The 12939-nt window shown below is 67.4% G+C and carries 10 protein-coding genes; 4 read left to right on the top strand and 6 right to left on the bottom strand.

The genetic code is table 11. From position 1 onward, the window contains the following. Positions 1-53 precede the first annotated feature (53 nt). Together AAFF19_RS21865 and AAFF19_RS21860 are read right to left on the bottom strand one after the other, a co-directional pair. Positions 54-1010 carry a 1-phosphofructokinase family hexose kinase gene (locus AAFF19_RS21865; protein ID WP_182120357.1) on the bottom strand — a complete coding sequence of 319 codons (957 nt, stop codon included), beginning with the start codon at positions 1008-1010 and terminating at the stop codon, positions 54-56. A gap of 9 nt (positions 1011-1019) precedes the next feature. Then, a complete protein-coding gene (locus tag AAFF19_RS21860; protein WP_182120379.1) occupies positions 1020-2300 on the bottom strand; it encodes an HD-GYP domain-containing protein in 1281 nt (426 codons plus the stop codon). An 83-nt stretch (positions 2301-2383) separates the two neighbouring features. Here AAFF19_RS21860 and recG point away from each other — a divergent pair, with 83 nt between their 5' ends. From recG to AAFF19_RS21840, 4 genes are all read left to right on the top strand, one after another. Then, the gene (gene recG, locus AAFF19_RS21855; protein ID WP_182120358.1) at positions 2384-4549 is read left to right on the top strand and encodes an ATP-dependent DNA helicase RecG; all 2166 of its coding nucleotides are present in this window, start codon (positions 2384-2386) and stop codon (positions 4547-4549) included. 4 nt (positions 4550-4553) lie between these two features. Next, positions 4554-5519, top strand: a complete 966-nt coding sequence (locus tag AAFF19_RS21850) for a LysR substrate-binding domain-containing protein (protein ID WP_008906542.1) — start codon at positions 4554-4556, stop codon at positions 5517-5519. Positions 5520-5579: 60 nt separating this feature from the next. Beyond that, a complete protein-coding gene (locus AAFF19_RS21845) occupies positions 5580-6083 on the top strand; it encodes a Dps family protein (protein ID WP_182120359.1) in 504 nt (167 codons plus the stop codon). A gap of 289 nt (positions 6084-6372) precedes the next feature. Further along, on the top strand, positions 6373-6747 hold the full coding sequence (locus AAFF19_RS21840; RefSeq protein ID WP_008906540.1) for a response regulator: 375 nt from the start codon (positions 6373-6375) through the stop codon (positions 6745-6747). A gap of 9 nt (positions 6748-6756) precedes the next feature. On the opposite strand, the gene AAFF19_RS21835 is transcribed toward AAFF19_RS21840, so the two are convergent. Genes AAFF19_RS21835 through AAFF19_RS21820 form a run of 4 tightly spaced genes read right to left on the bottom strand, consistent with a single transcriptional unit; the run spans position 6757 to position 12880 of the window. After that, positions 6757-7887: a hybrid sensor histidine kinase/response regulator gene (locus tag AAFF19_RS21835; protein ID WP_342720986.1), complete on the bottom strand. Its 1131-nt coding sequence runs from the start codon at positions 7885-7887 to the stop codon at positions 6757-6759. Positions 7888-7931: 44 nt separating this feature from the next. Then, positions 7932-8549, bottom strand: coding sequence for a chemotaxis protein CheB (locus tag AAFF19_RS21830; RefSeq protein WP_008906538.1), 618 nt, complete (start codon positions 8547-8549; stop codon positions 7932-7934). Then, complete coding sequence (locus AAFF19_RS21825) at positions 8549-9385, bottom strand: CheR family methyltransferase (protein WP_342720985.1); 837 nt, start codon at positions 9383-9385, stop codon at positions 8549-8551. Before AAFF19_RS21825 ends, AAFF19_RS21830 begins: the two co-directional genes overlap by 1 nt. A gap of 15 nt (positions 9386-9400) precedes the next feature. After that, complete coding sequence (locus tag AAFF19_RS21820) at positions 9401-12880, bottom strand: response regulator (protein ID WP_342720984.1); 3480 nt, start codon at positions 12878-12880, stop codon at positions 9401-9403. Positions 12881-12939: the final 59 nt, after the last annotated feature.

Below are 12939 nucleotides of genomic sequence, written 5' to 3'. Positions count from 1 at the left end.
TAAAAATTGCGGAAGGCACGATTGTCCCACGGGGCTGTGCGCCCCCCGGGCGGCTATGGCTGGGTTGTGAAGGCCACGGGCGCGGGCACGCTGTGCACCAGCCGCTGCACATCATCGGCCTGGGCCAGGGTGGTGCCCGGGTGCAGCAACGCCGCGGCACCTGCGGCCACGCCCCAGCGCAGCGCCTCGGCAGGTGCATCGCCCCGGTCCAGCGCCCACACCAGCGCTGCCAGAAAGCAGTCCCCCGCGCCCGTGGTGCCGGTGGTGGCGGGCACGTTCAGGGCGGGCGCCTGCCACACGCCCTCGCGCGTGGCCAGCACGGCGCCTTGCTCGCCCACGGACAAAGCCACAATCCCTGCGGCGCCGCTGTGCACCAGCGACTGGGCGGCCTGGCACCAGTCGGCCGCCTGGGCCAGCGGCTGCTGCATCGCCTCCCGCAGTTCGCGCAGACTGGGTTTGACCAGCGCCACACCCGCCCGCAGTGCGGCGGCCAGCGCCGGGCCCGAGGTGTCGACGACCACGCGCACGCCCCGGGCCGTGAGGGCCCGTGCCAGCCGGGCGTAAAAGTCATCGGGCACGCCGGGCGGCAGGCTGCCGCTGGCAATGAGCCAGCGGGGCGGAGCCTGCAGCGCCATCAGCGCATCCAGGCAGGCCTGCCATTCCGCCGCTTGCAGCGTGGGGCCCGGGAGCACAAAGCGGAATTCTTCGCCCGTGCCGGTTTCCACCACCGAAAAGTTCTCGCGCGTGTCGCCGGCAATCGGCTGTAGTGCCGTGGCCACGCCCTCCTCGGCCAGCAGCTGCTGCACCTGTGCCCCGGCCGCACCACCGGCCAGCGCCCAGGCCTGCACGTCCGCGCCCAGCCGGTGCAGCAACCGCGCCACGTTGATGCCGCCGCCGCCCGCAAAGCGCTGCACCGGGCCGCAGCGCAGCTTGTGGGTGGGGGCCACGCGCTCGGTGGTGGTGGCCAGGTCGAGCGCGGGGTTGGGTGTCAGTGTGAGCAGGGTGGGCATGGGCGGTGACTACCAGACTTTGTCGGTAAAGCCCGACCATAGCTCGTTCAGGTCCGGAAAGCGCCACTTGTCCGGGTCTTCGCGCGCGACGATCTTCTCGGCGCAACCCGGCGCGGCCAGGTTCACCATTTCGGGCGGGATGCGCAGGTCGGACTTGGTCGAGAAAAACACCTTGACCATGGGGGCCGTAAGGGCGGTGGGCGATTGCTCGGTCACCACCCCGATGCGCCCCGACGTCAGCCGCACCAGCGAGCCCACAGGGTAGATGCCGATGCTTTTGACAAATGCCTGGAAGATGCGCGCGTCGAAATGGTCCTGGGTCCACTCGGCCATGCGGCGCAGCGACTCGGCCGGGTCCCAGCCGCGCTTGTAGGGCCGGTCGGAGGTCACGGCGTCGTACACGTCGCAAATCGCCGTCATGCGGGCGATCACGCTGATGCCGTCGCCCTTGAGCTTGTCGGGGTAGCCCGAGCCGTCCACCTTTTCGTGGTGGTGCAGGCAGGCGTCCAGCACCGCGTCAGGCACGTTGCCGCCTTCCTTGAGCATGTGGTAGCCCTCCACCGGGTGGCTGCGCACCACGGTGAATTCCTGGTCGGTGAGCTTGCCGGGCTTGTTGAGCACTGCCAGCGGGATGGCCGCCTTGCCCAGGTCGTGCAGCAGGCCCGCCATGCCGGCCAGTCGCTGCTGGTCTTCCTTGAGCTTGAGCTGCTTGGCCAGGGCCACCATGAGCGCGCACACCGCCACCGAGTGCATGTAGGTGTAGTCGTCGGCCGTCTTCAGCCGCGCCAGGCTGATGAGCGCACCGGGGTTGCGGGTGACGGAGTCGGAGATTTCCTCCACCAGGTTCTGTGCCGTTGCAGAGTCCACCGCGCGGCCCATGCGGGCCTCGCTGAACATCGAGACCATGGCCTCCTTGGACTTCACGCAGATGGCAGCGGCCTTCTGGAGTTCGCTGTGCATGTCGGCCGGTTTGCGGTCCCGCTTGGGCGGCGGGGGCGGCGAGGGCAGCTTGACCTTGATGGGGGGGAGCTCCTCCAGGCGGCTGAAGTCGGTCTCGATCTGCGCATCCACCTCTTCACGCGACAACGACGCGGTGCCTTCCGCCACGTCCAGCCCCTTGTCGGTATCGATCCAGCACTCGTGGATGGAGGTGGCCCGGATGCGGGCCAGGTCCTTCGGGTCCTTCAGGAGAAACTGGGCGCGCCAGAAGGGATGGTCCATCCACGAGCCGCAGAACTCGTGGAGGTACATGCCCAGTGTGAGGTGTTCGATGTGGATGCGCTTGAGCATGAACGTGGCCAGAAAAGTGCGCCGTGATGGGGCGTAAGCAATGGTAACCATGGTAGCCTTTTTGACATTCCCTCCACCTGCCCATGCCCACTGCCGCACCCCGCAAATCCCCCAAGGCCACGGCATCGCCGGGCGGTGCACCCGCCCCCACAGCCAAAGGTGGTGCCTCGGTGGCGCACAAGGCGCTGCAAAAGCTGGGGCTCCAACGTGACATCGACCTTGCCCTGCACCTGCCCCTGCGCTACGAGGATGAAACCCGCATCACCCCGCTGGCCAACGCGCGCGACGGGCAGATGGTGCAGATCGAAGCCACAGTGACGGCGAGCGAGATTCAGCTGCGCCCGCGCCGCCAGCTGCTGGTGCAGGTGGAGGACGACACCGGCAGCTGTGAGCTGCGCTTTTTCAGCTTCTACCCCTCACACCAGAAGACCCTGGCCGTGGGCGCGCGCCTGCGCATCCGGGGTGAGATCAAGGGCGGCTTCTGGGGGCGGCAGATGATGCACCCGGCGTTTCGCGTGGCGGGCGGCGAGCTGCCTGCGGCGCTCACGCCGGTGTACCCCACCACCGCCGGCCTGCCCCAGCCCTATCTGCGCCGTGCCGTGGTCGGCGCGCTGACGCGGGTGGACTTGTCAGACACCTTGCCACCCGGTGCCGAGCCGCCGGTGACCCGGATTTATGGCCAAAATGGCCTCCAGCGCTTGTTCAGTCTGCGCGAAGCGCTCACATTTTTGCACCATCCCACGCCGGATGTGGCGCTGTCCACGCTGGAGGACCACAGCCACCCCGCCTGGCAGCGCCTGAAAGCCGAGGAGCTGCTGGCCCAGCAGCTGTCGCAGCAGCAGTCGCGCCGCGCACGCGACATGCTGCGTGCGCCCGTATTGCGCGCCCAAAAAGCCGCCGACGGTGCCTTGCCGCTGCATGAGCAACTGCTGGCCGTGCTGCCCTTCAGCCTCACCAGCGCCCAGCGCCGCGTGGGCGAAGAAATTGCCGCCGACCTGGCCCGCCAGGTGCCCATGCACCGGCTGCTGCAGGGCGATGTGGGCTCGGGCAAAACCGTGGTGTCTGCCCTGGCCGCCTGCCTGGCCATGGACGCGGGCTGGCAGTGCGCGCTGATGGCCCCCACCGAAATCCTGGCCGAGCAGCACTTCGCCAAGATGATCGGCTGGCTCGAACCTCTGCTGGCCGCGCGCGGCCGCAGGGTGGCCTGGCTGGTGGGCGGGCAAAAGAAGAAAGACCGCACCGCCATGCTGGCGCTGGTGGCCAGCGGCGAGGCCGCCCTGGTGGTGGGCACCCACGCCGTGATCCAGGAGCAGGTGCAGTTCAAGAACCTGGCGCTGGCCATCATCGACGAGCAGCACCGCTTTGGTGTGGCGCAGCGGCTGGCCTTGCGCAAGAAGCTGGCCGACCATGGGCAAGAGCCGCACATGCTGATGATGAGCGCCACACCCATCCCGCGCACGCTGGCCATGAGCTACTACGCCGACCTCGATGTGTCGGTCATCGACGAGCTGCCCCCCGGCCGTACCCCCATCGTCACCAAGCTCATTGCCGACAGCCGCAAGGACGAGGTGATCGAACGCATCGGCGCACAGGTGGAGGCCGGGCGGCAGGTGTACTGGGTGTGCCCGCTGATCGAAGAGAGCGAGGCGCTGGACCTGAGTAACGCCACGGCTACCCACGCCGACCTGAGCGAGGCCTTGCCGGGCGTGATGGTCGGCCTGCTGCACTCGCGCATGCCCACGGCCGAAAAAAAGGCGGTGATGGCGCTGTTCACCAGTGGCCAGATGGGCGTGCTGGTCAGCACCACCGTGATCGAAGTGGGGGTGGACGTGCCCAATGCATCCCTCATGGTCATCGAGCATGCCGAGCGTTTTGGCCTCTCGCAGCTGCACCAGCTGCGCGGCCGGGTGGGGCGGGGCGCGGCAGCATCGGCCTGCGTGCTGCTGTACGCCACCAACGACAGCGGCCGCGTGGGCGAAACCGCCAAGGAGCGCCTCAAGGCCATGGCCGAAACCAACGACGGCTTCGAGATCGCCCGGCGCGACCTGGAGATCCGCGGCCCCGGCGAGTTTCTGGGCGCCCGCCAGTCGGGCGACGCGCTGCTGCGGTTTGCCGACCTGGCGACCGACACGCACCTGCTCGAATGGGCGCGCGAACTGGCCCCGCAGATGCTGGACCGCCACCCCGATTTGGCTGCGAAGCACGTGGCGCGCTGGTTGGGTGGAAAATCCGACTATCTCAAGGCATAACACCATGACCCTCACCGAACTCAAGTACATCGTTGCGGTGGCCCGCGAGAAGCACTTCGGCCATGCGGCCGACGCCTGCTACGTGTCGCAACCCACGCTCTCGGTGGCCATCAAGAAGCTGGAAGAAGAGCTGGATGTGAAGCTGTTCGAGCGCAGCGCGGGCGAGGTCACGGTCACGCCGCTGGGCGAAGAGATCGTGCGCCAGGCGCAGAGCGTGCTGGAGCAGGCAGCGGCCATCAAGGAGATCGCCAAGCGCGGCAAGGACCCGCTGGCCGGCCCGCTCACGCTGGGCGTGATCTACACCATTGGCCCGTACCTGCTGCCCGAGCTGGTGCGCCAGGCGATTGGCCGCTCGCCCCAGATGCCGCTGATGCTGCAGGAGAACTTCACGGTCAAGCTGCTGGAGATGCTGCGCACCGGCGAGATTGACTGCGCCATCCTGGCCGAACCTTTTCCCGACACGGGTCTGGCCATGGCGCCCCTGTATGACGAGCCGTTCATGGCGGCGGTGCCCAGCTCGCACCCGCTGGCGGCCAAAAAATCCGTGACGGCTGCCGAGCTCAAGAGTGAAACCATGCTGCTGCTGGGTGCCGGCCACTGTTTTCGCGACCATGTGCTGGAGGTGTGCCCCGAGTTCGCGCGCTTTGCCAGCAATGCCGAGGGCATCCGCAAGTCGTTTGAAGGCTCTTCGCTCGAAACCATCAAGCACATGGTGGCCGCAGGCATGGGCGTGACGCTGGTGCCGCGCCTGTCGGTGCCGCGCGATGCGCTGCTCACCGTGTCGCGCCGCCGCAAGAGCGACGAGACCTACATCCGCTACCTGCCCATCCGCGAGGAAGATGGTGGCCCCCCGCCCATGCGCCGGGTGGTGCTGGCCTGGCGGCGCAGCTTTACCCGCTATGAAGCCATCGCCGCGCTGCGCAACGCCATCTATGCCTGCGAACTGCCGGGCGTCGAGCGATTGTCCTGACGCAGTGCGCGGTGGCCGGTTTACATTCATCCTTCGTCTTTTCTTTTCAGGAGCACGACCATGGCCAAGGCCTCCAAAAACCCCGCAGTTCCTTCCATCAACATCGGCATCAGCGACAAGGACCGCGCTGCCATTGCCCAGGGGCTGTCGCGCCTGCTGGCCGACACCTACACGCTGTACCTCACCACGCACAACTTCCACTGGAACGTGACGGGCCCGATGTTCAACACGCTGCACACCATGTTCATGGCGCAGTACACCGAGCTGTGGAACGCCGTGGACCCGATTGCCGAGCGCATCCGCTCGCTGGGCCACGTGGCACCGGGCTCGTATGCGGAGTTTGGAAAGCTGGCCACCGTGCCCGACGCGCCATCCAGGCCGCCCAAGGCGCTCGACATGGTGCGCGTGCTGGTGGAAGGCCATGAAGCCGTGGCCCGCACCGCGCGCAGCCTGTTCCCGCTGGCCGACAAGGCCAGCGACGAGCCCACCGCCGATCTGCTGACCCAGCGCCTCACAGTGCACGAACAGACCGCGTGGATGCTGCGCTCGCTGCTGGAGGAGTGACCCGCCGCAAGGCGGGGGCTGCAGGGCAGCGCTGAGCCGGCTCTTGCTGCGGTGCGCGCCACCAGGGGCAGTGGTACGGCGTTGCCCGGGCGAAGGGCATGTTGTCCTACAAGGCGCACGGGTGCTTGTGAGCATCATTCGCGTTTGGGCGTGCTGCCCGCTGCCGTTTTTCATGCGGCAGCTAGGGGGTTCGGGCAGGATGCGGGTTCAGTTGCACCGCAATGCCCGCTACAGCCCCTTTTCAGCCGAAGGGCTGGCGGCACGGAGGACACAACGAAATTTCTGATGTATGCGAATCCTGTACGTGGAAGACAACCCGGAGCTGCGCGAAACCATTGGCATGCTCCTGGAGGGCGAAGGCCATGAAGTCGTTTCGTGCGCCAGCGCCGAGGAAGCCCTGGAACTGGATGCGCAACAAGCTTTCGACCTGCTGGTGTCTGACGTGAGCCTGCCTGGCCTGTCCGGCACCGACCTCGCCCGCAGGCTGCTGGAAGGCGACCCCCTGCGCTGGGTGGTGCTGTGCTCCGGCTACGACCTCGGGATGTATCCCGCCGCCTGGGGGCCCAACGTGCGCACCCTGCTCAAGCCTTTTGATCTGGAGGAGCTGGAGCAGCTCCTGGGCTCCATCAACGATGCGGTGGCACCACCCGCCGCCGGAGCCTGACCCGGCCCGTCAGGTTTGCGACCACTTCTCGGTCGGTGGTGACTCGCGGGGCAATTCCACCGAAAAGCAGGTGGTGCCGTCCTGCGACTGCACCTGGATGCTTCCCCGGTGCGCCCGCACGATCTGGTGGGCAATGAACAATCCCAGCCCCAGCCCCTGATTGCGCCCGGGCGCGCGTTCACCGCCGCGAAACGGGTTGAACAGATGCGGCAGCAGTTCGGGGGCAATGGTGCCACCGTTGGACACGGACACGGTCACCACCTGGGGCCGGGTGCCATCGGCGGTCACCCGCACCGGGCGGTCTGCACTGCCATGGTGCATGGCGTTGCCCACGATGTTGGTGACCACCTGGCACAGGCGCTCGCTGTCCCACACGCCCGCCAGGTTCCCCTGCAGCGTGGATTCGATGGCCCGGTCGGGGAAGCCCGTCTGCACCTCGTCCAGCGTGCGCTGCACGATGGCCTGCATGTCTGCCGCGCCCAGCTGCAGTGCCAGGCCGCCCGCCTGGCGGATGCGCGTCACGTCCAGCAGGTCTTCGATCATCCGGGCCATGCGCTGGCTGCTGCTCAGGACCCGGTCGGCCATGGCGCTGGCCTTTTCGGGGTCGGGCTGGCGCTTGATCACGGTGGCTGCAGCCGTGATGGACATCAGCGGCGTGCGCAGGTCGTGGCTCAGCACGGCCATGAACATTTCATTGACACGCAGCGCCGCCGTGCGCTCCTCCAGCTCCTGCGCCTGCGCCTGCTTGCGCCGCTGCAGCTCGAAGAACACATTGGCCTTGTTCGTGAGCATGTGCGGGTCGATGGGCTTGTACAGAAAATCCACAGCGCCGCTTTCGTAGCCCCGGAACTGCCAGTTCTGCGCGCGAGAACCGGCTGTGATGAAGATCAGCGGGATATGGCGCGTGCGCTCGCTGCCGCGAATGAGCTCGGCCAGCTCGAACCCGTTCATCTCGGGCATCTGAACGTCCAGCAGGGCGAGCGCAATATCCGTGTGCGTGAGCAACAGCTCCAGCGCCTCGGGCCCGGATTGCGCCTTGAGGATCTCGATGCCGTCGCCCTGCAGCAGAGCCTCCAGTGCGATCAGGTTTTCCGGAATGTCATCGACGAGCAGGCATTTGATGCGGTCGGTGTGTGGCATGGGCTGAACGGGCGGTGGGGAGTGGGGGTGGGGTGGGGCGCGCATCACAGCAGTCCCGTTGCGTGCAGGCGGGCCAGCAGGTCGGCAATGCCCGCGGGTGGCAGAACGTGGTGGGCGGTGTGGCGCGCGAGGGCCGCCTGGGGCATGGTGGGGATCGACGCGCTGGCAGGGTCCTGCACCACAGTGAGGCCACCGGCCGCGCCGATGGCCTCCAGGCCCCGTGCACCATCTTCATTGGCGCCTGAAAGCAAGATGCCGACCAGGCGCTCGCCGTACTGGTCAGCCGCCGATTCGAACAGGACGTCGATGGAGGGGCGCGAGTAATGCAGCGGCGCGTCCAGCGACAGCGCCAGTTGCGGGCCGGCATCGACGAGCAGGTGGTAGTCCGGCGGCGCAAAGTACACGGTGCCCGGCGCGATGTCGTCCTTGTCATGCGCCTCCTGCAGCTGCAGCGCGCACCGGTGGCGGAAGATCTCGGGCAGCAGGCTGCGCCGGTCGCGGGGCAGGTGCATCACCACCAGCACCGGGGTCTTCAGGGTGCCTGGCAGCGCGGGCAGGATGCGCACCAGCGCATCAATGCCGCCCGACGATCCACCCACCACGATGGCGTCGTAGCCCTGGGGGCGCAGCGCAGCGGCTTGCGGCTGTGTGAAGCCCTGCATCACAGGCCCGCCTTCTTGCGGTAGATGCGGTCTTCCAGCACGAAGTCGTCAAACGCATCGGCGTGGGTGGAAAACCGCAGCGACTCCTTGGAGCCGAGCCCCAGAAACCCCCGGTGGCACAGGGCCTCCCGAAACAGCCCCAGGGCGCGGTTCTGCAGGTCGCGGTCGAAGTAGATCAGCACGTTGCGGCACGACACCAGGTGCATTTCTGCAAACACGCTGTCGGTGGCCAGGCTGTGGTCCGAGAACACCATGTGCTCGCGCAGAGACTTGTCAAACACCACCCGCCCGTAGCGCGCGGTGTAGTAGTCGGACAGCGAACCGCGCCCGCCCGAGCGGGTGTGGTTCTCGGTGAAAGCCGCCACCCGCGCCATGTCAAACACACCGGACTCTGCCGCGCGCAGTGCGTGCGGATTGATGTCGGTGGCGTAGATCAGTGTGCGCTCCAGCAGGCCCTCTTCGTGCAACAGGATGGCCAGCGAATACACCTCTTCGCCCGCACTGCAGCCCGCCACCCACACCCGCAGCGACGGGTAGGTGCGCAGCAGCGGCACCACTTCGGTGCGCAGTGCCCTGAAGTAGCTTGGGTCGCGAAACATGTCACTCACCTGCACGGTGAGGTACTCCAGCAGCGCCGGAAATACCGTGGGCTCGTGTAGCACGCGGTCCTGCAGTTGCGACAGCGTCTTGCAGCCGAAATGCAGCAGCGCAGACGCCAGCCGCCGCTTGAGCGACGCCTGGGCATAGCCCCGGAAATCGTAGTGGTAGCGGTGAAAGATCGCGTCGATCAGCAGGCGCTGCTCGATGTCGGCGGTACGCGCTTTGCGGTGCGGCATGGCGGGGCGGGCTTGTTACTTGGGCATCCACACCCGCACCAGCGACAGGAGCTTTTCCACGTCGAGCGGTTTGGGGATGTAGTCGTTGGCGCCCGCGGCCAGGCATTTTTCCTGGTCGTCCTTCATGGCTTTGGCGGTCAGCGCGATGATGGGCAGGCGCCGCCATTCGGGGCGGTTGCGGATCTCGCGCATGGCGGTGTAGCCGTCCATCTCCGGCATCATGATGTCCATCAGCACCAGGTCGATCATGGGGCTGGCCGCGTTGCCGGCCCGGGCCAGCTTGTCCAGCGCCTCGCGCCCGTTGCGCGCAATCTCCACCCGGATGCCCGTGGGCTCCAGGATGCTGGAAAGCGCAAACACGTTGCGCACATCGTCTTCCACCACCAGCACCGTGCGGCCCTCCAGCGCCGATTCGCGGCTGCGCGCGGTCTGCAGCATCTGGCGGTGTTCGTCCGACAGCTCGGACTCCACCTGGTGCAGGAAGAGCGTGACCTCGTCGAGCAGCCGCTCGGGCGAGCGGGCGTCCTTGATGATGATGGACTTGGAGAACTTGCGCAGCTGCTGCTCTTCGTCGCGTGACAGGGCGCGGCCGGTGTACACGATAACGGGCGGAAACGAGACGCCGTCCTGCTCGGTCATCTGCTGCAGCAGTTCGTAGCCACTGAGGTCCGGCAGGTTCAGGTCCATCACCATGCAGTCGAACGTGGCGCTGCGCAGCTGCTCCAGCGCTGCCGCGGCCGTGCCGGCGCCCACGATCTCCACTTCCTCGCTGCTCAGCAGGTGGCGCACGCTTTCGCGCTGGCGCTCATCGTCTTCCACCACCAGCACGCGGTGCAGGCGCTGGGTGAACTTGGCTTCCAGCCGTTTCAGGGCCTGCACCAGCTCGTCGCGTTGCACGGGCTTGAGGGCGTAGCCGATGGCGCCGCGCCCCATGGCCTCCTGCGAGTAGTCGGCCACCGACACCACATGCACCGGGATGTGGCGCGTGGCCGGGTTGCGCTTGAGCTGGTCAAGCACGCCCAGGCCCGAGAAGTCGGGCAGGTTGACGTCCAGCACGATGGCGCTGGGCAGGCTCCGGGCGGCAAACGCCAGCCCGTCGGCCGCGTTGTGCGCCAGATGGCATTCAAAGTCCATCTCCTGGGCCAGGTCGCACAGGATCTGGGCAAAGCGCTTGTCATCTTCGATCACCAGAATGCTGCGTGGCCCGGCGCGGCCCGACGAGGACGCAGCGATGGCGGCCATGGCCGCCCCTGCGCTGCCCGCCGCCTGGGCGGGCGCGGGCGGCATGGGTGCCGCTGCACTCAAGGCTGTGGTGGCGGGCCGTTCCAGCGGGCTTGCACCTGTCTGCCCCCTTGCCGGTGCTTCGGCGGGCTGCGCGGGCTGCCGGGGCACCAGCCGCAGCGGCACCACCAGCGTGAACACACTGCCTGCACCCGGCTCGCTGTGCACCGACAGGGTTCCGCCCAGCAGGTGCGCCAGATCGCGCGAGATCGACAGGCCCAGCCCCGTGCCGCCGTATTTGCGGTGGGTGCTGCCGTCGGCCTGGCGGAAGGCCTCAAAAATCAGCTCCTGCTGGTGGGCCGGGATGCCGATGCCGGTGTCCTTGACCGCGAACGACAGCGTGTCGCCGGGGTTGCGCGACACATGCATCGTCACGGTGCCTGTCTCGGTGAACTTCAGGGCGTTGGACAGCAGGTTCTTGAGCACCTGGCCCAGCCGCAAGGGGTCGGTCTCCAGGGAGGCCGGAACGTCGGGCGCCACGGTGGCGGTCAGCTCCAGGCCCTTTTCCTGGGCCAGCGGGCGCAGGGGGTCGATCAGTGATTGCAGCGCACGGGCGATGTTGACGGGTTCCACCTCCACCGTGGCCTGCCCGGATTCGATCTTGGACAGGTCCAGGATGTCGTTGATCAGCGCCAGCAGGTCGTTGCCCGCCGCGTAGATGGTCTGGGCGTACTTCACCTGGTCGGCGCTGAGGTTGCCGGGTTTGTTGTCGGCCAGCAGCTTGGCCAGGATGAGGGTCGAGTTCAGCGGGGTGCGCAGCTCGTGGCTCATGTTGGCCAGGAACTCGCTCTTGTACTGGCTGGCCAGTTCCAGTTCGCGGGCCTTGTCGGTCATGGCGCTCTGGGCGCGCAGCAGCTGCTCGCGCTGGTGCTCCAGCTGCTGGGTCTGGGTTTCCAGGTTGGCGTTGGTCTGCTCCAGCTGGGTCTGCTGGATCTCCATCTGCGCCTGCGATTCCTGCAGTATGCGGCTTTGCTGCTCCAGCTCTTCGTTGTTGACGCGCAGCTCCTCCTGCTGGGTCTGCAACTCTTCGGACTGGCGCTGCGTTTCTTCCAGAAGGTCTTGCAGGCGGTTGCGGTCGATGCCCGAGCGGATGGCCACGGCCAGCATCTCCGAGGCGCGCTCCAGCAGGGCGCGCTCGGCGTCGCCCACGGGCCGGTAAAAGCCCAGCTCGATGACGGCATACACCTCGCCCCTTTCCACGGCCGGCGCCAGCAGCAGCTCGGTGGGGCTGGCCTGCCCGGTGCTGGAAGACACCGGCAGATAGCCCGGCGGCACATTGCGCACATGCAGCAGCTGGCGCGAGCGGGCGGCCTGCCCCACCAGGCCTTCGTCGGCCAGCAGCTTCTCGGCCAGCCGCTCGCGCGGCAGCGCGTAGCCGCCGAACAGCGAGAAGCCGCCCTCGCTGTGCGCCACATACCCGGCCCCCACGGGCGCCTTGAGGTAGCTGGCCAGGTATTCCAGCGCCAGCTGGCCGATGTCTTCCAGGCGGTGGTCGCCCTGGATGCGCTGGCCCAGGCCGCTGAGCCCCGCCGAAATCCACGTCTGCTGGGACTTGCTGCGGTATTCGCGCGCCGTGACGGCGGCAGACAGGCAGATCAGCACCAGCAGCACGCCCGAGCCGCCGGTGGAATACAGGTTCGAGTTGCTGGCCGCGTTGGCCCACTGCTGGCGCCGCGTGTCCAGTTGCTGGTTCTGCTGCAGGCGCAGGTTTTCGGCCAGCTCGGCCAGGCGCGTCATGGTGCTTTTTCCAGAACCGGTATGCACCAGCCCCATGGCGCCCACCGCGTCGCCGTTCTTGCGCAGCGCGATGGTGTCGCTCATCTCGCGCAGCTTGATTTGCGTGAGCTCGTCCAGCTGCTCCACCATCTGCTTGTGGGTGGGCTCGTCCTCCACGCTTGCCTTGAGCTCCCCGAGGTGCTTGTTGAGCGCGATGACCGCCTGCTCGTACGGCTGCAGGTAGGCCAGGTCGCCCGTCAGCATGTAGCCGCGCTGGCCGCTTTCGGCATCGCGGATGGCCACGTTGAAGAAATTGAGCTGCCGCATGGCCAGGGAGGTGCGGTCCATGGCGCGCACGGCGTCGCTGCGCGTTTCAGCGGAGCGGAAATTGACGATGGCGATGACGAGGGTGGCGAGGGCCGCCACCACAAATCCGACCACCAGCGTGCGGGGAATGGCAAAGCGCGTGGCGGCCTGGGGGCTCGAGGATCGGGGCATGCGTTGCAGTCCGTGGTTTTGGGGGAACGGGGACTTTACCGGGTTTGCGGCGGCCTGGG

This window comes from Acidovorax sp. FHTAMBA (assembly GCF_038958875.1).
Classification (GTDB): Bacteria; Pseudomonadota; Gammaproteobacteria; order Burkholderiales; family Burkholderiaceae_C; genus Acidovorax.
This window is presented reverse-complemented; position numbering and strand designations above follow the sequence as displayed.

Excerpts from the sequence above, each read along its gene's own strand:
- AAFF19_RS21850 (WP_008906542.1), top strand. The coding sequence starts at position 4,554 with ATGACCCTCACCGAACTCAAGTACATCGTTGCGGTGGCCCGCGAGAAG.
- recG (WP_182120358.1), top strand. The coding sequence starts at position 2,384 with ATGCCCACTGCCGCACCCCGCAAATCCCCCAAGGCCACGGCATCGCCG.
- AAFF19_RS21820 (WP_342720984.1), bottom strand. The coding sequence starts at position 12,880 with ATGCCCCGATCCTCGAGCCCCCAGGCCGCCACGCGCTTTGCCATTCCC.
- AAFF19_RS21865 (WP_182120357.1), bottom strand. The coding sequence starts at position 1,010 with ATGCCCACCCTGCTCACACTGACACCCAACCCCGCGCTCGACCTGGCC.
- AAFF19_RS21860 (WP_182120379.1), bottom strand. The coding sequence starts at position 2,300 with ATGCTCAAGCGCATCCACATCGAACACCTCACACTGGGCATGTACCTC.
- AAFF19_RS21830 (WP_008906538.1), bottom strand. The coding sequence starts at position 8,549 with ATGCAGGGCTTCACACAGCCGCAAGCCGCTGCGCTGCGCCCCCAGGGC.
- AAFF19_RS21825 (WP_342720985.1), bottom strand. The coding sequence starts at position 9,385 with ATGCCGCACCGCAAAGCGCGTACCGCCGACATCGAGCAGCGCCTGCTG.
- AAFF19_RS21835 (WP_342720986.1), bottom strand. The coding sequence starts at position 7,887 with ATGCCACACACCGACCGCATCAAATGCCTGCTCGTCGATGACATTCCG.
- AAFF19_RS21845 (WP_182120359.1), top strand. The coding sequence starts at position 5,580 with ATGGCCAAGGCCTCCAAAAACCCCGCAGTTCCTTCCATCAACATCGGC.
- AAFF19_RS21840 (WP_008906540.1), top strand. The coding sequence starts at position 6,373 with ATGCGAATCCTGTACGTGGAAGACAACCCGGAGCTGCGCGAAACCATT.